Consider the following 24,324-nt stretch of genomic DNA (forward strand, 5'->3'; position numbering starts at 1 on the left):
GCCAATCTCTGAGGTTACATCAAGCAACTGCCCTTCCACCCCCATCCGGAGTCGTCCGACCCATGCCCGTCCGCATACAACAGTCACCGAGGATCGCACATTCACGAGCACGCACCCGTCGCCGACTCCGATTGCGGCCGGACCTGATGGTGCTGGAAGACCGTACGCTGCTCGCGTCGTTCGCCGTGACCAACCTGCAGGATAGCGGCACCGGCTCGCTCCGCGATGCCATCGTTCTGGCGAACGCCAGCCCGGGCCTCGACAGGATCGCGTTCGACGATGGCTTGTTCAATAGCGGCCCTCAGACGATCACCCTAACGTCCGGTTTCCTGGAAATTAGAGACGACTTGACCCTGCAGGGCCCCGGAGCCGACTGGCTGACGGTCAGCGGCAACATGAGCTCACAGGTCTTCTTTGTGCGCGGACCCGCCGCAGCCACCTTGTCCGGCCTGACGATCTCCAAGGGGAAGGCCACTGCCCTATCCGGCGGGGGTATCCTCAATGCCGGCGGTAAGCTGGACCTGATCGGTTGCACGATCTCGGGCAACTCGTCCACGGCCGAAGGCGGAGGTATCTCCAACGGCGGCACGATGACGATGACCGACTGCACCGTGTTCGGCAACACGACCGCGGACCGTGGTGGTGGCATCTTCAACTCCGGCTTCGGCACGCTGACGATGACCCGCTGCACCGTCGCAGGCAACACGGGCACCTCGTCCACGGCGTCACGCGGCGGCGGTATCTTCAATTCCAACGCCTTGTCGATGACCAACTGCACCGTCTATGGCAACTCGGCCCTGTTCAATGGCGGCGGCATCGCCAACACCAACGGAACAGGACCGTCCGTGGGCAGTTTGCTGATCAACTGCACCATCACGGGCAACACGGCGCCCGTTGGCGGCGGCATCTATAACAACAACTTCTCCCCCGTGACGCTGCATAACTCGATCGTGGCCTACAGCCAGGGGGGGGCGATTTCGGGCACGGTCTCCGGCAGCCACAACCTGATCGACGATGCCGCAAACGCCGGTGGGCTCACGCACCAGGTGAATGGCAACCTCGTGGGTGTGCTGCCGCAAATCGCCCCGCCCGGGAATTATGGGGGGCCAACCCAGACCGTGGCCTTGCTTGGCACCAGTCCGGGCGTCAACGCGGGGACCAATTCGGTGATCCCGCCGGGAGTCACCGACCAGCGGGGTGCTCCACGGATCAACGGCGGAACCGTGGACATCGGCGCCTACGAGCGTGGCCCGACCACCCTCGTGGTCACGACGCTCGTCGACGAGGACAACGGTGGGCCTAGCCCATCTCTCGGGGCTGGCACGTCGCTCCGCGAGGCGATCACATTCGCCAATACCGATCCGACGGCCGGGGGCACGATCACCTTTGCACCCGGCCTCACGGGCAGTATCGCCCTGGCCGGCGGCGCGCTGCCGGTGCTGACCGCAACGATGACGATCGTCGGCCCTGGCGCCAGCTCGCTCACCATTGATGGTCAGGGAATCGCGAGTTCGGGCATCCTCTCGATCGCGGCAGGGGCCAATGTCGCTATTTCCGGGTTGACCGTGGCCAATGGCCGCGCGAACCGCGGCAGTGGCGTTAGCAATCGCGGCAATCTGACCCTGACTCGCACCACCATTGCAGGTAACACCGCCACCGACACCTATTTCGGTGGCGGTGGCATCCGCAACGACTCGAGTGGTACGTTGGCCTTGAACGAGTGCACAGTTTCGGGCAATTCCGCCAGCATCGGCGGTGGCATTGCCAACTATGGCGCGATGGTCTTAAGGAACTGCACGGTCTCGGGCAACACGGCCGCCACAGGTGGTGGCCTCAATAACTACAATGGCGGTCGGATGGCCCTGACCGGCTGTACCATCTCGGGCAACACGGCCACCTTTGGCGGAGCGGGACTTTCAAACTACGGCGTGGGGACGACCCTGACCAACTGCACGATCGTGGGCAACACGGTCACCAGTAGCTTTGGCAGCGGCGGCGGGATCACGAACGTCGGTTCCACGCTGACTTTGGCCAATTGCACGATTATGGGCAACACCGCCTCCGATGGAGCCGGCATCCTCAACTCCGTCTCCGCCGCAGTGACGTTGTGGAACACCATCGTGGCCGCGAATCAATTGGGCGGTGACGTCGATGGGCTGTTCGCCGGCGGTAACAACCTGATTGGCGATGGCAGTGGGGGAATTCCCGGCACGATCACGGGCGCTCCGAAGCTCGGCCCTCTCACCTGGAACGGCGGCCCGACCCAGACCATGGCCCCGCTACCCGGCAGCCCGGCCATCGACGCGGGGGACGGGTCCCGCATCCCCACGGGGGTCGTCATTGACCAGCGGGGCGTCCCGCGGATCAAACACGGCGTGCTGGACATCGGCGCCTTCGAGAGCGGCAGCCAGACCCTCGTTGTCACCACGCTGGCAGACACCGTCGGATCCGGTCTCTCCTTGCGCTCTGCGATCGACTACGTCAACAACATTGACCCGGTCGGCGACGACACAATCATCTTTGCCCCCGGTCTGACGGGCACCATCGTCCTGGCCGGCGCCGCACTGCCGACGATCGTGGGGGATGTGACGATCGTTGGCCCCGGAAGCCGCGTGCTCACGATCGACGGCCAAGGGGTTGCCGGCTCCGGAATCCTCTCGGTCGCCCCTGGGGCCGTCGTCTTCGTCTCCGGGCTGACGTTAACTAACGGCCGCGCCGAGTCTGGCGGAGCGATCTTCAACGCGGGCACGCTGACGCTAGCCGACCTCACCATCTCTAATAGTACGGCCAGCCTCACCGGGGGTGGAATCTACAACAAGACTGGCGCTACGCTGACGCTGACCCGAAGCACCATCTCGGGCAACACCAGTGGCGTCGGCGGTGGCATCATTAGTTATGGCGTGATGGCCTTGACGAACTGCACGGTCTCGGGCAACTCGGCCACCTTTGGCGGTGGCCTCTTCAACGCCGACGGCACGGCGACGATCGCCAGCAGCACGATCGCGGGTAACTCGGCCAGCCTCAGCGGCGGTGGGATCGCCAGCACCGGCTCGTTGACGCTGACCAACTCGATCGTGGCCCTCAGTACTTTGGGGGGGGACCTGGTCGGCACAATCACCGGCAGCCATAACCTCATCGGCGACGGTATCCACGGGTTGCCCGACACGATCACGGGCGATCCGAAGCTCGGCTCGCTCGCCTGGAATGGCGGGCCGACCCAGACGATGGCGCTGCTCGCCGGCAGCCCAGCCATTGACGCGGGGGACGGGACCCGTGTTCCCGTGGGGGTTGCCACCGACCAGCGCGGCGGTGCACGCACGAAGGGCGGCAACGTCGACATCGGTGCGTTCGAGAGCGGCGTGAACACCCTCGTCATCACCACCCTCATTGATGAGGACAACGGCGGGATTGACACAACGCTCGGGACTGGCACGTCGCTCCGTGAGGCGATCGCCTTCGCCAACTCCGACCCAAGTGGGGGGAACACGATCACCTTTGAGCCCGGCTTGACCGGCACGATCGCCCTGGTCGGCGGCGCGTTGCCGACAATCGTGGCGAACCTGACGATTACTGGCCCTGGAGCCCGTTTGCTGACGATCGACGAACAGTGGGCCGGCAGCTCCCGTATCTTCACGATCGCCTCCGGCACTTACGTCGTCCTCTCCGGCCTGACCCTCACCCGTGGTAGCGCAGCGACCGGCGGGGCTGTCCTCAACAACGGCACGCTGGAGCTGACCGAGAGCACCATCACCAACAGTTCGGCCAGCTCCAGCGGCGGCGCAATCTATAACGCCGCCGGCGCCACGCTGAGGCTGACCCGAAGCACCATCTCGGGCAACGGCGGCGGCAATGGCGGTGGTATCGCCAACTTCGGAACGCTGTCGCTGATCAGCAGCACCCTGGCGGGGAACAAGGCCAACAGGGGCGGCGCCCTCTACAACGATAGCGCCGCCGGCTTGGTAACGATCGCCAACAGCACGATCGCAGACAACCTGGCGTACGTCACCGGCGGTGGGATCCTCAACTCCAACGGCTTTCTGGCGTTGACCAATTCGATCGTGGCCCTCAGTACTCTGGGGGGGGACCTGGTCGGCACAATCACCGGCAGCCATAACCTCATCGGCGACGGTGTCCACGGGTTGCCCGACACGATCACGGGCGATCCGAAGCTCGGCTCGCTCGCCTGGAATGGCGGGCCGACCCAGACCATGGCCCTGCTCACCGGCAGCCCGGCCATTGGCGTGGGCGTCAATCTCGGTTACACAACCGACCAGCGCAACATCGCTCTCGACTCGCTCCCGGACATTGGCGCCTTCGAGTATCAAGGGGCCGCGCCGACCGTGACGATTTCTGCACCGGCCACGGGAATTGTCCATGTCTTCGGTAACTACACACTCACTGCCACCGACAATACGCCAGGCGACCAGGACGTCACATTCACCTACACGGTCGACTGGAACGGCGACGGCACTGACGTTCAGAGCTTTACGGGACCAGCCTCGTTGCAGGTCACGCATGCCTATGACGTTGCTGGCTCGTACGCCCCGATCGTGACCGTGACCGACCAGCACAACCGGAGTGGAGGCCCTGCGACTTCGGCGAATCCGGTTGTTGTTAGCGCACTCACATCAACCAATCTCGCCCAGGCGATCTCGACGCTCCAGAACGTCTCGCTTTCAGTGACGAGTCACGTTCAGGGCCAAGCCGTGATGGACGCCGTCAACGGCGTCCCACTGGCGACTTGGCAGCAGTCCAACACGGTTAACTTCGTGGTGAGCGCGGGGGTCATCTCGGACCAGGTCATCCGCCCCACCAGCGCGGACGCCAGGATCAACGTCTCGGTGCCCACCCCACCGATGTTCCTGTCCTCGAGGGTAGCCTGGGCCACCAACGTCTCCAATCCCTATGGGGGTGAGTCGCAGCAGTTGGCCGCGACCATCGCCATCATCGTCGCTGCCGTCGCGGTCGGCAGCGTCATCGGCGCCAACGTGGGTGCGGGTTACATCCCGTCGGGGGTGCCCCTCCCCTCGTGGTCGCCCGGCCTGGTTGTCGAACAGGGGACGGTGACCTGGTCCGACACACTTTTCATCACGGCGACCGACTCGCCCTTGATCGTCGTCAAGGGGGGCACACTGATCCTCAAACACAGCATGATTGTCGGCAGCCCACTCGGCACCCGCCCGGTGATCGAGGTCAGCGGAGGCACGCTGATTCTGGCCGCTCCAGCCCCGGGAGAGTCGAACGTGCTGGGAACATTCGGGCTCCAGCCCCTCATCCGCGTGACGGGTACCGGGAAGGTGATCGACGAGGGAGGAACGACCTACCTTCAATTTAACAGCGACGGGACGTTGGCCCACTTGGCCGGGACGACCGTTACCCAGCTCACATCCTCGGCGCCGTCGGCGGTGATCGGTCAGACGGTGACCTACACGGCCACGGTGACCGGCGCGCCCGCGGGCGAAGGCTCGGTTCAGTTCATCGACGCGACCACCAGCACGTTGCTCGGGACTGTCCCGCTGGGGAGCGATCGTTCGGCGGCGCTGTCGTTTACCGTGAGCACGGCGACCGCGGGTCACACGATCGTCGCCACCTATCTCCCGACAAACGGGGCGTTCCATCCAAGTTCTGGACAGCTAACGCAGGCCGTCGTCGCGGCCACCACGACCGTGGTGACCAGCCCGGCTTCAACGTCCGCCTTCGGCCAGTCGGTGACCTTCACGGCGACCGTGACGAACACGTCTACCTCGGATGGAGTGCCCACCGGGACGGTTCAGTTCTTCGTTGGCTCGACCCCTCTCGGGGTAGGAACCCTCCTCAGCGGCAACGGAAACGCAGCCACTTTCACGTTCACCACCGCGAACTTGCCGGTGGGGACCCAATCGATCCGGGCCGTCTACACACCTGTGGGTGGCTTCCAGGCAGGCGATGGAGCCAAGCAAGTTGCCGTCAACCCCGCGGGCACGACGACGATTCTCTCGTCCTCGGCCGGTTCCACAATTCCCGGTCAGTCCGTGACGTTCACGGCGATCGTCGCGGCGGTCCCGCCCGGTGGCGGCACGCCGACCGGCAGCGTGACGTTCAAGAACGGATCAACCGTGGTGGGCACCGTGCCGCTCGTGGTTGTGGGAAATCAGGTTCTGGCGAGCCTGACGACCGTGTTTTCGACGGCCAGCAATCTCACCATCACCGCGAGCTACGCCAGCTCCAATGGCAACCACACGGCCAGCTCGGCCACGCTGAACCAGGCGATTCTGGGCGCCGGGGTCTCTGTCAGTGGGACCACTCTCTACATCGTCGGGGCCAACACTTCGGATGAGGTGACCATCTCAGCCCCGTCACCGCAGGGGAGTCAGGGCCTCATCGTCAACGCCAAGCTGAACGGTGTCAGCACTAAGACGACGTTCACGCAGGCTCTCACCGCGATCGTCTACTACGGATACGAAGGGAATGACAAACTCACCCTCGCCTCCAACCTCGCCCTGGCGACGACGATCCTCGTCGGCAACGGCAACGTCACTTTCCAGCTTGGCAACGGCAACAACACCGTGACGGCGGGCAATGGCAACGTCACGATCCAGGCCGGCGATGGCAAGAATACCATCGCTGTGGGTAACGGCAACAACACGGTTCGCCTCGGCAACGGCGAAAACACCGTGACGACGGGCAATGGTAACGACACGATCCAGGCCGGCGATGGCAAAAACACCATCGCGGCGGGAGCAGGCAATAACACGGTCCGCCTCGGCGACGGCAACAACACCGTGACGGCGGGTGCCGGCAATGACACGATCCAGGCTGGTGACGGTAATAACACGATCGTGGCTGGCAACGGCAATAACACGGTCCGCCTCGGTGATGGCAACAACACCGTGACGGCCGACGCTGGCAACGATACGATTCAGGCCGGCAACGGCGACAATACGATCGCGGCTGGTAACGGTAACAACACGATCCAGGCCGGCGACGGCGACAATGCCATCACGGCTAGCAATGGCAATAACACGGTCTGCCTTGGCGACGGCAACAACAGCGTGATTGCGGGTGCCGGGAGTGACACGATTCAGGCCGGCGATGGCAACAACACGATCGCGGCGGGAGCAGGCAATAATACGGTTCGCCTCGGTGATGGTAACAACACCGTGACGGCGGACGCTGGCAACGACACGATCCAGGCTGGCGACGGCAACAACACGATCGCGGCTGGCAACGGCAACAACTCGTTCTGCCTCGGTGACGGTACCAACACCGTGACGGCGGGCGCAGGCAACGACACCATTCAGGCTGGCGACGGCAACAATACCATCGCGGCGGGCGCAGGTAATAACACCATTCGCCTTGGTGATGGCAACAACACCGTGACGGCGGATGCCGGCAACGACACGATCCAGACCGGCGACGGTGATAATACCATCACGTCGGGCAACGGCAATGACACGATCCAGGCCGGTGACGGTGATAATACCGTCACGGCTGGTCACGGTAACAATACGATCCGTCTCGGTAACGGAGAGAACGTTGTGGTGGCCGGCAACGGCAACAACACAATCCGGGCCGGCAACGGCAATAACTTGGTTGTGGGCGGGTTGGGATCGCACACCATCCAGTTGGGCAACGGTAACAATATTCTCATTGATGGATCGGCCGTCCTGACCAGCCCTGGCGACTCGCTCCGCCAGGTGCTCCGCGACTGGAACAGCAGTGCCGCAACGGCCGTTAAGCAGAGGATCAGCGTGACATACAATTCCAGCCATCCTAGTTCGCTGCAGACTGGCAAGGGGAGAAACTGGTTCTTCTATCAGTATGCAAAGACGACCTCCAATAAGAAGTCGACAGACTTCCTGAACTAATTGCACAGGGATATCCTCAAGCGATTGCGTCGCGACCCCCGATCACCGCGACGCACTCGCTTGCCCCTGGCCGCAGTCGAGCCTCGCGAATCAGGGCCGTCGGTTGGAGCGACGGCCCTGAATGCCTACAACGGGCCCTGGGTCGGCTCAGAGAAGTCGCCAAGCGAGCTCGATGCACGAGCAACCTCAAGTCGATCGGCCTGGTGATGCAAATTGAGGGTTCATCCGGTTGGGGGTCATCCGGTTGGCCAGGCACTTCAATTGGGGCGTCTGAGAGATTCGGAAAAGATGAGTGTGCGGTCGCGAGTTTGGGCGGACTGTCCAAATTTCCTGTCTTATCTGTTTTGAGTGCATGGCCACCTACCCTATGCCTACCAGTAACTCCGTATGGCGCGGTGTTCCAAAGGCCGTGGCGGAGTTTCCCTGGGACCGAGATAAAAACGGGTGTCGGCTCCCACCCTGATTCTGTCGGTCCCCGTACCCATGAATCGAGGGCGAGTCATCTGGTAGCAAGGGCCGAGTTCGTCGTGCGGCCTTACGTCGAGATGAAACAGGGGCTTCGAGACCGCGTGTCAGCCTGGCGGAGGCATCGCGCGTTCGGGGCCCACTCTCGAAACCAGCATGGCAGTCTTTTTCTTGGCATTCCCTTGATCCCGGGTCACGATCCGTTCAGGGGGCATTGGCCTATTCCGGTTCGTGGTCGGCGGAGTTTGTTGGCGGTGAGGGGCCGCAAGTTTCGATAGACCTGTGACCCGGGTGCCTTCGGGTTACCGATCGGGACGCCCTTTGAGCGGGCCATTCTTTTTCAGGACCGGTTCTCGGTGCCTGAATTTGAAGTGATGTGAGCGAAGCCGTGCGAAGAGCGGCGAGGGGGCGGTGCTAAAGCGGGCCGACTCGATGATGAGTGGCACCTGCGGGCGTCGGCCGTTCCCGGTTGCCTCGAAATCTTGGAGTTTTGTCGATGGTCATGGACGAAGCGAAGGTGTTGCCGACGGCTCCGACGATGCGGTCGGGGCGGTTCCGGACATTCGTGCGAGCGACCCTGGTCGTGGTCGGTTTGCTCTTGGTGGTCGTGGGAGGCGGAGTATTCTTCGCGGTGGCGGTCCCACCCCGGTATCCGGTCCGGAACGTGGAGCTCCGGGTCGAGTCGTCCCCCGAGCGTGTGGCGCGTGGGAAAGCGCTCGCGTCGGCCTTGGAATGTGTGCTCTGTCACTCCGACCCGGCGACGGGTCGACTGACCGGTCGCCGGCTCGCGGAGATTCCCGCCGCATTGAGCCCGGCAGCCTTTACCGCGAACATCACCCGGGACGTCAAGACGGGGATCGGGTCCTGGAGCGACGGGGAGCTCGCCGCCTTCCTACGGACTGGCGTCAACCGCCAAGGGCGGCTGGCTCCCCCCTGGATGCCTCGCCTGCCCCGGCTGGCGGATGAGGATCTCTTCGACCTCCTGGCCTATCTCCGGTCCGACGATCCCGCGGTCGAGGCGACCGCAGCGAGCCCGCAAACGGGTTCGCTCTCGATCCTTGGGAAAATCTTGCTCCGGTATGTTTGGCGGCCCATGGCGTATCCCGCGGCCCCGATCGTGGCGCCAGCGATCTCGGACCGCGTGGCATATGGTCGCTATGTGGTCCAGGCCAAGGGGAGTTGCTTTGGCTGCCACTCGGCCGACTTCATGACGCTCGATGAACTGCAACCGGAGCGCTCGAAAGGGTATCTCGGCGGTGGGAACGAAGTTTACGACGCCGCCGGGTCGATCGTGATTTCGGCCAACCTGACCCCCGACCGTGAGACTGGGATCGGCCGCTGGAGCGAGGCCGATTTTGTCCGAGCCGTTCGCGAGGGGCTTCGACCTGACGGCACACCGATCCGAGGGCCGATGCAGCTTTACAAGGAGCTGTCCGAAGCGGAAGTAGGAGCCGTTTATGCCTATTTGCAGACGGTCCCTCCGCTCCGTCGACCGCGGCGCACCACGGTCGCGTCGAAGGCGATCACGTCAGCCAAGGGCCGTTCTGGTCGAACCGCCGCTCTCGAGGGACAGACGCTCTACATCCGCTACGGATGCCAGTCGTGTCACGGTGAGACAGGGGTCAATATCGGCGACTTGCGCCAGGCGGACAACAAGTATGCGACCGATGCCGAGATCGAGGCCTGGATCCGTCACCCCGAAGCATTCAAGCCAGGGACGAAAATGCCCGCGTTCGGTAACCTCATCGCTCCCGATGATTTCCCACCATTGATCGCTTACGTCCGCCACCTCGGCCGGCGTTCGAAGCCGTAAGTCGATCGACCTGCATCCGGTCCCCGCGAATGCTCACCTCGTCTGCGCGGGGCAACGAGAACGAGCGTGGGGGCCATGACAGGTTCTGGCTGTTCACTTCAGCCGGAAGTCACCGGTCAGGTGATCATGTAGATAGTATGGTGCTCCCCGCTGAGTCTGCCGGACTTTTTGCCGGCCTGTCAAGCAGACTCCAAGCCTCCGGTGATCACACCACACCCAGAGGACCGGTTCACCGCCAAGTGAGTTGAGAACCCTCGCCAGAGTTGGGAGGCGTCGGGTTCGCGGTCAGGTTCAGCTCGTTGCCTTCGGATTGCTGGCGGAGCCGGTGACCTCCCACTCGACCATCGAGAACGCGACACTTGCACACGGTTCGATGGAGCTTGCGTAATTACGGTTGCTGTGATTGTTGTTTTTTTTGTGTTGCAAGTGTTTGTTGATTGAAAGCGTTGAGCTGGACGGCCCATCGCACACCTGAGCAGGCGGACCGCCGTTGACCTGGGCGGCGGTTTTCCTTTGCCTGTCCCCTGCCTCCCCGGTACCCTCGTCCAACCGTGCGAGGGAAACCACCGGCAAGGAGGTGTGCCGTGGATTGGAGCGAGGAATACGAGGTCATTTTCGGCAGCGACGTGGACAACGACGGCGTTTACCTCGAAGCTCGGGACCGGGGAACGGATGAGATCGTGATGCTCGCCTTCTACTCGGACGCGGACGGCACGCTGTCGTTCCTCCCCCAGGCGGAGGGCCTGCCCGGTGGCTTCGTGGAATGGTTCAGGGCAGAATCAGAGCGAAGATTACCGCCTTCGGTACCTTTTCATGATGAAACGTGACGTCCATGTGCTGATGTTGTGAGGCGACAAATGAGCGAGCCGAACCACTATCAAGTCCCTGAAACTGCTACGGCTGCGTTCACTCCTGAGCAGCAGTTAGCCAAAATGTTGCTCCAGGCCCGGGAGAATGGTTATACGCTTGGGTTGTTTTACCGCTGGTCGTTGCGAGGCTACCTGGTCCTCTTCATCGCGATAAGCATCGGCATCGCCTGGTTTTCGTGGGTAAACATGGCGCCAGGAATTTATGCGATGACCGGTCTTCTCGTCGGTGCGCTCCTCAGGGATTATGGCGTGGCGAAGAAACAGGTGAGATTGTGGCCCGTCCAGGCGAGGTTGCTGGATTGGGAGAAGGTGCAGGCAATGGCTAACGGGGAGGCGTGATCGGCCGGGTGCGATCAGATTCAACGACCCGATCCAGGGCGAGGAAGCCTCTCGCGACTCGTTCCCACGGTCCTCCGTGGGAATGAAGTCTGGGACGCTCCGCGTCCTCGGCTTTCGAGGGCCAGACGACACAGAGCGTCGGGGAAGGCATTCCCATGGGGGACCGTGGGAACGAGGGGGATTCCTCGCTCTATGGCAGGTCGTTGATGCTTTTCGCCACATAAAGGCTTGCCCCCCCCAGTTTCTCCGGCCTGTTCGACCTGGTCTTCAATCTTGGCTTTCTCTACCATATTCCCGAGCTGACCAAAGCCCTCAGGTGGTGCCGTTCGCAGACTTCCCGACTCTTTCTCGGGACGCTCTACGCCGAGCTTGCCGAAAGCCGCCGTATCTGGGGATGGAGTATCGCCAAGGAGGCCTGCTCGACCCGATCAGCGGCGCCTCGGCCTTCTCATTCTGGCCGTACGAGGCCGACCTGATTTCGATGCTGCGCGACGCCGGATACTCTCAGGTTCATGTGCTCGGGAAGGAACTCTTGAGCCGAATGCTACATAATTACGTCCATAGCAGAGTGGTTCGCTGTTGTATGTAGTTTTGTTTGAGCGTTCCGAAATTCAAGGCTGTGTGAATTTATGCTCTCGAAAAGCATGCGTCATCGCGAGTGGAACGGACGTGGCTATGCCTTGGTCGCATTGGGGATCTATCTCGTCTCGTTGATCGTGTCCCCGGGCTATATGGCCTTTTTGTTCGCGTTTGAAGCACTGACGAGGTGCTTTTCCGGCTCCGCTCATGTCGAACGGGGGAGTTGGCTCCTCGGACTCTCCTGGCTTGCAAACCCGGCCGCATGGGTCGGCATCCTCTTGCTTGGCATGGGGGCGTGGCGGTTGGCCACGGTCGCAGGGGAACTCGCCATCCTGCTGGCTCTCTGCGCGGTAAGTGTGGGAGGCTTCATACCAAGCTACTACCTCTGGGTCGCCAGCATGGCGGTGGTGGTCTACGGGGCGTTTAGAGGGCTTCGCTCGGTCGCAATCACGGTGGATTCCGCGGAACCAGGATTCTCCACGCTGGCCGTTGCCAATCGTCGGAAACCGATCGTTGCTCTCGTCCTGGGGCTCCCCCTCGTTTTTGGGGGGCTTCTCATGGTGTCTGCATTCAGGGGTGACTATTCGCTTTTGAAAGAATTTGACGAATTTGACCCAAACGTGAACATCCACACCGGGGACGATGCCAAGAGGTTGATTCTGCAATGGGCCCATAGCGCGGTTCGGCTCGATCCGAACCAAGGGGGAATCCCCGCGTCGGCGACGGACTTCTGGCTTTACGACGGTGGCAGTTTCAATGGCTCGATCACTTATTGGGTTTTCCAATGTGGCAGCCGCGAAGATTGTCTGAAGGCCGTCGAATATCTCGGCGGCCTGCGCCCGGACGACCTCAAGCCGTGGGAGCCGTCGCGTTATGCCGTGGTGATGGAGGGGTTGGACTTTTATTCGAAAGCGGCCACGTTGAATCCGAGGATCCTCGGAACTCCTTGGGATGTTCGCGGAATCAAGAACGGGCTGGTGTACGAGCAGGTTCAAGGCGATCACCGTTCGATGGTCTATTACGCAATTGACCACGACCGCAACCGTGTCTACTACCACTATGAGAGCGGCGGTTTTCCCCGGGATGAGTACCGCCCCGAGGTTCACGGCGGTGGTGCAGGCCTCAAGCCGAAGCCCAAATGAGTCACCGCAATCGTGGATTTGGATTTCATTCAAACGAACGGCTCGCCGTTTTCGTATCCTGTCCAGATTGTTCGATTTGGCAATGGTCGCCGTTGCGTCGGTCAAGTTGACATGTAGTTCGGTCGACTCAAGCCGTGTGCCGTCGGGAACCAAGCCGCTTTTTCGATAGTCTAAGGACTCGGGCCACGACGAGGCGTGCGGGGTAATTGACTTTTGTCCTATCTGGCTTCGCGGCCCCTAATCCTTTAGAATGCTTCCTCAACTGATTGGAAGCGTTGATGCACGGTCCGGCATCCTGGAGCGATGGAATGGCTCAACCTTCTCCGTCTCCCGTCCAAGAGACGCTTGGCGAGGACGACGTCCAGGCAATCGACCAGTTGCGCGAGGCGAACGCTCGCCTGCGTAACGAACTCGCCAAGGTGATCGTCGGTCAGACCGACGTGATCGAACGACTGGCGATCTGCCTGTTCGCTCGCGGTCACGCGTTGCTGATGGGGGTCCCCGGGCTGGCCAAGACGTTGCTGGTCAGCAGGCTCGCCGAGACGATGTCGCTGAAGTTCAGCCGGATCCAGTTCACGCCCGACCTGATGCCGATGGACATCACCGGGACCGACATTCTTCAGGATGGTCACAATGGGCGGCGCGAGTTTCAGTTTATCCACGGGCCCGTCTTCGCCAACATCGTCTTAGCCGACGAGATCAACCGGGCCCCACCGAAAACTCAGGCGGCGATGCTCGAGGCGATGCAGGAGCAGAACGTTACGGTCGTCGGGAAGTCGTTCCGGCTCGAACCGCCGTTCCTGGTGCTCGCCACCCAGAACCCGGTCGAGCAAGAAGGCACCTACCCGTTGCCCGAAGCTCAGCTCGACCGGTTCATGTTCCTCATCGAGCTCGACTACCCGTCCGAGGCCGAAGAGATCAGGATTGCTCGCACGACCACCGGCGACGCCCTACCTCAACTCGACCACCTGCTCACGCCCGAAGACGTGATCCGGTTCCAGCATCTCGTCCGACGCGTGCCGGTTCCCGACCATATCTACACCTACGCGGCGCGGTTGGTGCGGAAGACCAGGCCGAACGATCCGACCGCCCCGGCCTGGCTCAAGCCGCTCGTGTCATGGGGGGCCGGCCCGCGAGCGGTCCAGTATCTGATCCTGGGCGCCAAGGCCCGCGCGGCTTTGCTCGGCAGCTACATGGTCCGGCTCGAAGATGTCCATGAGGTCGCCGTCCCCGTGCTCACCCACCGCGTGATCACCACGTTCGCGGCGCAAGCCGAGGGGATCGACGCCAAGAAGATCGTGACCCGGCTCGCCGAGGAGTCGAACATGGAACGGTAGCGGAGTCAGACCACTCCGCGGAGCCTCGGCTTCAGAGACGCTGGCGTTTGCAAGCCTCAGCGCTCTTGAGCCGAGGCTCTTGATCCTTTCACCCGGAAAGCTCATCCAGCCATGTTCCCGGATCGCCAACCCCGAAGCTTCCTCGACGCCGGCGTGTTGTCGCGGCTCGCCAGCGTTCCATTGATGGCACGCCGACCGATGCAGGGGAGCGTGTCAGGTCGACACCCCAGCCCGCATCGCGGCTCGAGCGTCGAATTTTCCGAATATCGAAAATATGTTCCCGGCGATGATCTCAGGAGGTTGGACTGGCGAGCCTATGGCCGCTCCGACCGGTTCTTCGTCAAGGAGTTCGAGGCCGACACCAACCTGCGGTGCTGCCTGGTCCTCGATACCAGCGGCTCGATGGGCTACGGCTCGGCGGGCGTGACCAAGATCGAATACGCGCGGCGGATCGCAGGGGCGCTCGGCCATCTGGCGATGCGCCAGGGGGATGCGGTCGGACTCGCCTGCGTGGCCAAAGGGCTAGTTCGCACCATCCCCCCCAAGCGAAACCCCGCGCACTTGATGTCGGTCTTCGACATTCTGGAAGAGGCGAAGCCCCAGGGGGAGACGCGGCTCGCGCCGGTGCTCCACGAACTGGCCGAGACGGTCCGCCAGCGCGCGCTCGTGGTCGTGATCTCCGACCTGTTCGTCGACCCCGGCGAGCTTCGAAGCTGTTTCCAGCACCTGCGATTTCGCAGGCATGACCTGGCGCTTTTCCACCTCCTCGACCCCAAGGAGCTGAGCTTCGATTTCCGCCGACCGATGCGGTTCCTCGATATGGAAGGGGGGCCGGCGATCTTTGCCGAGCCGAGCGAGATCGCCGACCGTTACCGCAAGGCGATCAGCGCCTACCTGGAAGGGATCCAGGAGGCCGTGCGCGAGTCGGCCGTCGACTACCATCAGGTCAGGATCGACGACGACTATGAACAGGTGCTGCTCCGCTTTCTCGTCGGCCGAGCACGATCGCGGGGGGTGCGATGAACTTTCTCCACCCATTGATTCTGGTGGCCCTGCCACTGGTGGCCTTGCCGGTGATCATCCACCTGATCAATCAAAGGCGCTACCAGACTGTGCAGTGGGGCGCAATGATGTTCCTGCTGGCGGCCAACCGGATGTCGCGTGGTTACGCGCGGCTCCGCCAGTGGCTGATCATGGCCTTCCGGATGGCCGCCATCGCCGCCCTGCTCTTCGCGCTCAGCCGGCCGCTGGCCGGGGGCTGGCTCGGCTTCACGGCCGGGGGCCGGGCCGACACCACGATCATCTTGCTCGACCGGTCGCCCAGCATGCAGCAAGTGGGAAATGGGTCGGGCGGGTCGAAGCTCGAGACCGGGAAACGACAGCTTGCCCGGGCGCTCGGAACGCTCGGCTCGAATCGCTGGGTCCTGATCGAGAGCGGAACCAACAAGCCACGCACGATCGAGTCGGCCGACGCCCTGCTCACGACCTCCGACACCGGCCCCTTGAGTGCGGCGGCCGATATCCCGGGAATGATCGAGGCGGCACGCGACTATGTTCGGGCCAACAAGACGGGGCGGACCGAGATCTGGATCTGTTCCGACCTCCGGCGCGACGACTGGGAGATCGATGACGGCCGCTGGCGGTCGATCCGCGAGTCGTTCCTCGGTTTCCCGCAGGGGGTGCGGTTTCACTTGCTCGCTTATCCCAGAACGGCACCTACCAATGTGGCGGTCCGGGTGACCGGGGTGCGTCGCCAGGCGGCCGGCGACGGCGCCGATGTGCTGGTCTCGCTCAGCCTGGTTCGTGAAGGGAGTGAGAATCTGCGGTCGACCGTTCCGGTGCACTTCGAGATCGGGGGCGCCCGCTCGGAACTGACCGTCGAGATGAACGGTCCTCGGTTCACGCTCAAAGATCATCGGATCCCGCTGGAACGGGGCCGTCGTCGCGGCTGGGGCAAGGTCTCGATCCCCGCGGACGCGAACCTGGCGGACAACGACTTCTATTTTGCGTTCGATCAGCCCGCCCCTCGCCACGCGATCGTCGTCGCGGAGGATGGGCAAGCCGCGCAGGCGTTACGGCTGGCCGCCTCGATTGCGCCTGACCCCGAGCTGAAGTGTTCGGCCGAGGTCGTTCCGATTGACCAGCTCACGTCCGTCGAGTGGGAGACCGCCTCCTTGCTCCTCTGGCAAGGCCCGCTCCCCGAGGGGGCGGCGGCCGACCTGGTCCGTGCGTTCATCGACCGTGGCGGTCGGGTTTTCTTCTTCCCTCCTCGAGTGCCGGGCGGGGCCGAATTCCTGGGGGGGCGGTGGACGGCCTGGGGCGACCATCCGCAAGGAGCGACGGTCGAGACCTGGCGAGGCGATCAGGACCTGCTCTCCAACACCTTGAATGGGGCTGCGCTTCCGGTCGGGCAACTGCAAGTTCGCCACTGGTGCGGTCTGTCGGGCGACCTCACCCCCCTCGCCACATTAAAAGGGGGCGACCTGCTGCTGGCGCGGGCGACCACCAACGCGGGCGGAGCCTATTTCTGCGCGACCACACCGGCGGCCGGCGACTCATCGCTGGCGACCGACGGCGTGACCCTCTATGTGATGATCCAGCGGGCTCAGGCCGCCGGAGCCGAAGCGCTCGAAACGACCCGGCAGCTGGCGGCCGGGTCGATGACCGGCACCGACTCCTCGAACTGGTCGAGACTGTCCGGGGGAGACGAGGCGGTTTCCACCGAATACGCGTTCCACCGCGGTGTCTACGCCTCGGGGGAGCGGCTGTTGGCGATTAACCGGCCCGTCGCTGAGGATGCGGCCCCGGTCCTGGCCGACGAGCAGGTGGCCGGCCTCTTCCGCGGGCTCGACTTCGCGCGGGTGGACGACCGGGAAGGGAATGTTGACTCGTTGATTCAGGAAGTGTGGCGACTGTTTCTGATCGCCATGATGGCGGCCCTGCTCATCGAGGCCGCGCTCTGTATGCCCCGGCCCGCTCGGGCCTCGGCGGGGACCTCCACATGAACGTGTCGCGGTCGCTCACTTTCCTGTGGACTCCTTGGTCGCTCGCCGCGTCGGTCGTGCTCGTGCTGGCGGCCGCCGGACTCTGCTTCGTCGCCTGGCGACGGAGCGGGTACAGGCGTTCGCAAGGCGTGCTCGAGGGGCTTCGATTCGTGATCGTCTGCCTCGGCGCGATCTTGCTCAACCAGCCCGAGTGGGTCGAAGCGTACCGCCCCGAAGAAAAGCCGTCGGTCGCCGTGCTCTGGGACGCGTCGCCCAGCATGGAAACGCGCGATGTCGTCCCCGCGAAACGGCCAGTTCCGACCGCCGGGCCGATGACCAGGCGCGAGGCGATCGCGTCCCTGGCCGACGCCGCGTCATGGGACAAGCTGCGCGGCCGGATGAACGTGGTTTTGCAGTCGTTCTCGCCCGAGTCGACGGGACGCGGTACCGACCTGTACGACCCGCTCGCCCAGGCGCCTGAAACGTTCTCGAACCTGCGAGGGATCGTCCTGGCGTCGGATGGGGACTGGACCGAGGGCCTGCCGCCCGTTCAGGCCGCCGCGCGGCTGCGGGCCCTGGGCGTTCCAATCTTCGCGGTACCCGTCGGCAGCCCCACCCGCTTGCCTGACATCGAGCTGCTCAACCTCGACGCACCGACGTTCGGCGTGGCGGGCAAGGCGGTCCGAGTTCCCTTCACGATCGACAGTTCGCTTCCGCGCGAGCATGTCACCACGGTCACCTTGAAGACGTCGGACGGCGACGAGGTGACCAAGGACGTACGCGTCGCCCCGATGGGCCGGACCAGCGACGCGGTGGTCTGGAAGCCGAAGGGGACGGGCGACTTCACGCTGGCGCTCAACGTGCCCGCGCATCCCGATGAGATGATCTCCGACAACAATAAGCTCTCCACGCCGATCTCGATCCGTGAGGAGAAGCTCAAGGTCCTGGTCGTCGAGTCGTACCCGCGCTGGGAGTACCGCTACCTGCGGAACGCCCTCTCGCGCGACCCCGGGGTTGAGGTCTCTTGCTTGCTCTTCCACCCCGGGCTCAGTAAGGCCGGGGGAGGGAATAAGGACTACATCAAGCAGTTCCCCGCGGGCCTCGATGAGCTCTCGAAATATGACGTGGTTTTCATCGGAGACGTCGGGCTCGACGACGGCCAGCTCACCTCCGAGCAGTGCCGCCTCCTGAAAGGGCTGGTCGAGCATCAGGCAAGTGGTCTTGTGTTCATGCCTGGAATTCAGGGGCGGCAGTTCTCTCTGCTCGAGACCGAGCTGGGCGACCTCAGCCCGGTCACGCTCGACCCCGCCCAGCCCGGCGGTTGGGGTTCGCGCACGCCGAACCATTTTGAACTGACGGAGCTCGGGCGCCGGAGCTTACTCACGAAGCTCGCCGACACCGAGGACGATAACGCCGAGGTCTGGGAGGGTTTGCCCGGCTTCCAGTGGTACGCCCCGGTGCTTCGGGCCAAGGCGGGGAGCGACGTGCTGGCCGTTCACAAAGACATCACGAACGAGTCGGGTCGAATTCCGTTGCTCGCCACGCGTACGTTCGGGGCGGGCAAGGTCCTGTTCATGGGGACCGATGGCGCCTGGCGCTGGCGGAAGGGGGTCGAGGACAAGTACCACTATCGGTTCTGGGGGCAGGTGGTGCGCTGGATGGCCTACCAGCGGAACATGGCCAAGGGCGAAACCATGCGTCTGTTCTACGTGCCCGACCAGCCGAGGATGAATAAGGTCTTGACGTTCCACGCGAATGTGATGGATCGGAGCGGCGAACCCTTGCGCGGTGGCGACGTCTCCGCGCGGATCACGGCCCCGTCGGGCAAGGCGGAAGTGGCTCGGTTCACCACCGCCGGTGACGAGTGGGGCGAGTACACCGGCCGATTCACCGCCACGGAGGCAGGGGCGCATCAAGTGGCCCTGATCTGCAAGCAGACCGGGGCGACGCTCAACGCCACCTTCTTTGTGCAGGGGACCTCGGCGGAGCGGATCGGCCGCCCGTCGCGGCCCGAAGTCTTGGAAGAACTCGCCCGGGTGACGCGCGGCAAGGTGGTCGAGCCGGATCAGCTCGATGACGTCGTCCGCACCCTGGCCGCGCTTCCCGACCCTCCCCCCGCGGTCCGCCGATTGCAGTTATGGAGTCACGGGGGGGTGGCGGTTGTTATGATCGGTTTGATGGGGGCCTTCTGGGTAGGCAGGAAGGCCATCGGTCTCGTTTAAGAATGGTCAATCTCGGGTGGGCTTGTGTCCGCTCGGCAAGAATCTTGCGGGATAATGTCGGATAAACGCAATCTATTATCAGTGAGGTCAACATGAGCCTCGCGGGAACGCAGAATCGGTTGGAGCTACCGGAGTCGTTGCGGACTCAGCTCCGCGACTATCGTCGTCGAGTCTGGACCGTCAAGATGGCCGAGGCCGTCTTCGCGGCATGCTTCGGAGTCGTCGCGGCGTTTCTCCTGATGTTCGTGCTTGACCGGGTGTGGGACACTCCGGGCTGGCCGCGCGTCGCCCTGTTCGTGGTTGCCGCCTTGGCCTGTGCGCTCGTGCCGCTCGGGTTGTACCGCTGGGTCGGCCGGAACCGCCGGTTCGATCAACTGGCCCGGCTCCTCGCGCGCAAGCACCCGCATTTCGGTGACGAACTGCTGGGGGTGATCGAGCTGGTTCATAGCGACTCGGAGCAGACCCGCTCACGCGCGCTCTGCGAAGCGGCCGTGCGGCAAGTGACCGACGACGCCGGCAAGCGTGACCTCAACGCCGCGGTGCCGAACCCTCGCCATCGCACCTGGGCCTGGCTGGCGGCCGTTCCGGCCACCGCGGCGCTCGGTCTGTTTCTCCTCTTCCCGGCCGCGGCGTCCAACGCATGGTCCCGGCTCATCGCCCCCTGGCGGCCGATCCCCCGCTACACGTTTGCCGCGATCACACCGTTGCCGGATCACCTGGTCGTTCCTCACGGCGAGCCGTTCACCGCCGAGGCGAAACTCGCCGCGGGAACCGCCTGGCGCCCGGTCCGTGGCGAAGCGCGGCTCGACGGTCAAGGGGCCGTCTCCGCCCTGCTCCGCGACGATCTCTACGCGTTCGACCTGCCCGCGATGATCGCCCCCGGACCGCTCGAGGTCCGCGTGGGCGACTGGCTCCAGCGGGTCCGTGTCGAACCGACCCTCAGGCCCGAACTGACCTCGATCGTGGCCAACGTGGCCCTGCCCAAGTACCTCGGCCGTCCTGAGCCGCTCCGCAAAGACGTGCGCGGGGGCTCGGTCGCGCTGGTCAAGGGGAGCCAGGCGACGTTCACGGTCACGGCCAGCCGGGACCTATCCTCCGCGCGGGTGAACGGCCAGGGACGGACCCCCGCCGGCGCGACCGTCGCCAGCCCCTTGGTGGTTGTCGAGGGGGCACGCAACCTCGAGTTTCAATGGAAAGACCAGCATGGCCTGGCGGGCAAAGCCCCGTTCACGCTTGCGGTCAACGGTCGGGACGATGAGCCGCCGACGGTTTCCTGTGAGAATATGCCTCGCAATAAGGTGATCCTCGATACCGAGCTGCTCGCCTTCAAGGTGCACGTTCAAGACGATTTCGGCATCAAACGCGTGGGCCTGGAGTGGCATGGGGTTGAGAATCCGCTCGTCGCGTCACCGGCCGCCGGCGAGCAGATGCTGGCGGCGGGAGGGAGCGAGAAGGAGAACCTCGACCTCAACGGCACCTTCACCGCCAAGACCCTGGGCATCGAGCCACAACCGATCAACGTTCGCGTGTTCGCTGAAGACTACCTGCCGGGTCGGCCTCGCGCCTATTCGCCCACCTATACCTTCTACGTGCTGAACGCCGAGCAGCACGCGATCTGGATCGCCGAGCAACTGAGCAAGTGGCACCGCCAGTCGTTGGAAGTGCGCGACCGTGAAATGCAGCTCTACGAGACCAACAAGCAGCTCCGGGACCTCGCGGCCGACGAGCTCGACCGGCCCGAGACCCGGAAGAAGGTCGAGAGCCAGGCGGCGGCCGAACGGGCCAACGGGCGGCGGCTCTCGATGCTGGTCGGCTCGGGCGAGGACCTGGTCAAGCAGGCCTCACGCAACCCGGAGATCGGCGTCGGCCACCTCGAACGCTGGGCCGAGATGCTGCAGATTCTCAAAGATATTTCGACGAATCGGATGCCTTCGGTCGCCGAGCTCCTGAAAGAGGCCGCACAGGCGCCAAGCCTCGCCGCGAACACGACGGGCAACAAGGCACCAACCGCCGGCCAGGTCCGGGCGGCCGGGGCCGGCGCTCCCTCCGAGCCCAAGAAATCCAACCCGGCGCCCTCGGCGGTCCCTCGCGTCGTTGACATGGAATCGTCGCAGAACTCCCCGGCCAAGAAGGGACTCCCGCCGACTCCTCCGGGAGGGAACTCCAAGCCGAAACTCGGCCTGGCGCAAACGACCGTGATGGGTAAGGGGTCGGCCACGCCTCCTCCTCCACCACCGCCCGCGGCGGAGAAGGTTGACGAGGCAGTCAATGCCCAGCGCGACTTGCTGGCCGAGTTCGAGAAGATCGCCGACGAGCTCAACCGGGTTCTCGCTAACCTCGAAGGAAGCACACTGGTCAAGCGACTCAAGGCCGCGTCGCGGGTTCAGCTCAAGATCGGTGGTCGGCTCGGCGACTTCGTGGGGGATGCGTTTGGCCTGCCTGAGTCGCGGATCGCCGACGCGGCGACCAAGGAACTGGTCGCTCTGGCCGAACAAGAGGCCAAGGGAAGTCAGAATGTCTCGATGATCATGGATGACTTGCAGGCCTACTTCGAGCGCCGGCAGTTCGTCCAGTTCAAGGCCGTGCTCGATGAGATGAAGAAAGAGGACGTGGTCGGCGGCCTCCGCCAGATCGGTGACGACCTCAAAAAGGAACAAGGGATGTCGATTGCCCAGTGCGAGTTTTGGTCGGACTCGCTCGACCGCTGGGCGGAAGACCTGGTGGATCCCGCCTGCAAGGGGACCTGCCCCGGCTCCAAGTCGAAGAGCAGTCTTCCCCCTTCGATCGTGCTCGAGGTGCTGCAGATCCTCGAGGGGGAGGTCAACCTTCGCGAGGAAACGCGCGTGGCCGAGCAGGCCAAGCCCGCGTTGGTGCTGAGCGACTACTCGACGCAGGCCGGCAAGCTTTCAGGCACCCAGAAAGAGCTGGCCGGCCGGGTCGAGAAAGTGACCGGAAAGATCCGTGAGCTACCCGACGCGGAGCAGGAATTCGCCTATGAGATCGCTCTGCTCGGCCAGGTTGGTTCGGTCATGGATGAGGCGACCGGGATCCTCCTCCGCCCGGAGACTGGCAACCCGGCCGTCGCCGCCGAGACCGAGGCGATCGAGCTCTTGCTCAAATCCAAGCGGATCAATCCCAAGGGGGGCGGCGGTGGCGGCTCGAGCCCAGGTGGAGGGGGGACCGGTACGACTCAGGACTCGGCCCTGGCGCTCCTGGGGGTCGGCCTGAACGAAAAAGAGGTCAAGGAAGACCATGGCGTCTCGCAGGCGACGGGTGATTCGGGGCCATCGCTTCCCGAAGAATTCCGCGCCGGGCTTGATGAGTACTTCAACCGGTTGGAACGCGCCCCGGCCGTGCGATGACCGGGTTGGCAGGAATTCAGAGCGACCCCGGTGGTTCACTACCGGAGTCGCCCAGCGGCAACGGGTCCTTGCCTGCCGGACGAATCTGTTGCCGAAGCGATTGTCAGATTGAATTGCCATCACCTGGGACCGCGGGCGGAAAGCCCGCGGTCTCAGGGAAATTCAATGAGGACGAGGGCTGAGCCAACCCATTGATGCGGGGCGGTGAGGATCAAGAAGTGCGATTGTTTTTTTTCAACGATCCGCCATAGAGCTAGGAATCACTCTCGTTCCCACGGTCCCCCGTGGGAATGCCGTCCCCGACGCTCCGCGTCATCTGACCCTCGAAAGCCAAGGACGCAGAGCGTCAAAGACTTCATTCCCACGGGGGACCGTGGGAACGAGTAGCGAAATCCAGCGAGATTCTAGCCTAGTCGCGGATCATTGTTGTTTTGTGTTCTGACGCGATCGCGTGCCGAATCGAATCGAAACGAGGGGTGTTGATGAGAGGTCGCTTCATTCGACTGGTTCCGATGGTCGGCATCGCGTTCACGGTCTGCACGCCAGTGTTCGTCTTCGCTCAGGTCCGCAAGGAAGTGGTCGAGCCCGCGAAGAGGGAAGTCGTGCAGCGGAAGGCGGCTGTGCTTCAACCTGCACGCGTTCAGTTGGCCGATCCGGTGGTCATCATTGCGAACGGCATGGATCCGGGATGGACGAGGCAGTTTCGTCCGATTCTCCAGGTGGAATACCTGTTCCTGCGGATGGTTTGCAATCCGAGCAAGGAGGAGCGACTCCCGATCGCACGCGCCGGGTTTAAGTCGCTGGATGCGGCGGCCAAGTCTTACCTGGAATGGCAGAACAATCAGAATATGATTGTTGCAGGCCGGCTTGTCGAGCGGCCGGCGAACCCCGACCCGCGAAAGATGATTCAGAACGCGTTGGTCGACTCGGCCAAAACCCACCTGTCTTCCAGCCAGTTTGAACGCTATCGCGCGGAACTCGACGCCCGATCGGCCGAACAGAAGCGGGTCGCGATCCTGAACCTGGTGGCGAAGCTCGACCATTCCCTCGTCCTCTCTCCTGAACAGCGGGACCAGATCAGTGAATCGCTCTCCTCCCACTGGGAGGAGGCGTGGGCCCAGGGGTTTCAGTCCTTCAGCCTTGACAATCAGTATTTTCCGATGGTCCCCGACCCGCTTGTGGCCAAGCATCTGAATGCCAATCAGAAGACGATCTGGTCTGGGCTTCAAAAGGTAACGTTCAATTCCAATGGTCTTGGAAGTTTTATGAATGCTCAGGCGCAGAATCTTCCTCTGGATGATGAGTTTTCGGACGAGGTCGCCCAGGAAGACCCCAAGCCAGCGACGAAGAAGTGAGGGCCGGACC

Annotated in this window: 12 protein-coding genes; all 12 read left to right on the forward strand. The window is 63.5% G+C overall.

What is annotated here, in order from left to right:
- Positions 1-62: 62 nt before the first annotated feature.
- The 12 genes from V5E97_RS28120 (at position 63) to V5E97_RS28175 (ending at position 24,314) form a co-directional block, all read left to right on the forward strand.
- Positions 63-7,847, forward strand: a complete 7,785-nt coding sequence (locus tag V5E97_RS28120; protein ID WP_406694879.1) for a beta strand repeat-containing protein — start codon at positions 63-65, stop codon at positions 7,845-7,847.
- A gap of 961 nt (positions 7,848-8,808) precedes the next feature.
- The gene (locus V5E97_RS28125) at positions 8,809-10,125 is read left to right on the forward strand and encodes a c-type cytochrome (protein ID WP_406694880.1); all 1,317 of its coding nucleotides are present in this window, start codon (positions 8,809-8,811) and stop codon (positions 10,123-10,125) included.
- Positions 10,126-10,709: 584 nt separating this feature from the next.
- Complete coding sequence (locus V5E97_RS28130) at positions 10,710-10,952, forward strand: hypothetical protein (protein ID WP_406694881.1); 243 nt, start codon at positions 10,710-10,712, stop codon at positions 10,950-10,952.
- A gap of 30 nt (positions 10,953-10,982) precedes the next feature.
- Entirely contained in the window at positions 10,983-11,333 is a 351-nt protein-coding gene (locus V5E97_RS28135; RefSeq protein ID WP_406694882.1) for a hypothetical protein, read from the forward strand.
- A gap of 394 nt (positions 11,334-11,727) precedes the next feature.
- Positions 11,728-11,922 (forward strand): hypothetical protein, encoded by a 195-nt coding sequence (locus V5E97_RS28140; protein WP_406694883.1) that lies wholly within the window; start codon positions 11,728-11,730, stop codon positions 11,920-11,922.
- A 40-nt stretch (positions 11,923-11,962) separates the two neighbouring features.
- Positions 11,963-13,054, forward strand: coding sequence for a TgpA N-terminal domain-containing protein (locus V5E97_RS28145; RefSeq protein WP_406694884.1), 1,092 nt, complete (start codon positions 11,963-11,965; stop codon positions 13,052-13,054).
- A gap of 308 nt (positions 13,055-13,362) precedes the next feature.
- Entirely contained in the window at positions 13,363-14,391 is a 1,029-nt protein-coding gene (locus V5E97_RS28150; RefSeq protein WP_406694885.1) for an AAA family ATPase, read from the forward strand.
- A 111-nt stretch (positions 14,392-14,502) separates the two neighbouring features.
- On the forward strand, positions 14,503-15,414 hold the full coding sequence (locus tag V5E97_RS28155) for a DUF58 domain-containing protein (RefSeq protein ID WP_406694886.1): 912 nt from the start codon (positions 14,503-14,505) through the stop codon (positions 15,412-15,414).
- Positions 15,411-17,396: a BatA domain-containing protein gene (locus tag V5E97_RS28160; protein ID WP_406694887.1), complete on the forward strand. Its 1,986-nt coding sequence runs from the start codon at positions 15,411-15,413 to the stop codon at positions 17,394-17,396. Before V5E97_RS28155 ends, V5E97_RS28160 begins: the two co-directional genes overlap by 4 nt.
- Complete coding sequence (locus V5E97_RS28165) at positions 17,393-19,597, forward strand: hypothetical protein (RefSeq protein WP_406694888.1); 2,205 nt, start codon at positions 17,393-17,395, stop codon at positions 19,595-19,597. The genes V5E97_RS28160 and V5E97_RS28165 overlap by 4 nt, the downstream gene beginning before the upstream one ends.
- Positions 19,598-19,689: 92 nt before the next feature.
- Complete coding sequence (locus V5E97_RS28170) at positions 19,690-22,959, forward strand: hypothetical protein (RefSeq protein WP_406694889.1); 3,270 nt, start codon at positions 19,690-19,692, stop codon at positions 22,957-22,959.
- A gap of 482 nt (positions 22,960-23,441) precedes the next feature.
- A complete protein-coding gene (locus V5E97_RS28175; RefSeq protein ID WP_406694890.1) occupies positions 23,442-24,314 on the forward strand; it encodes a hypothetical protein in 873 nt (290 codons plus the stop codon).
- Positions 24,315-24,324 lie beyond the last annotated feature (10 nt).

This window comes from Singulisphaera photorubra (assembly GCF_045290345.1).
Classification (GTDB): Bacteria; Planctomycetota; Planctomycetia; order Isosphaerales; family Isosphaeraceae; genus Singulisphaera.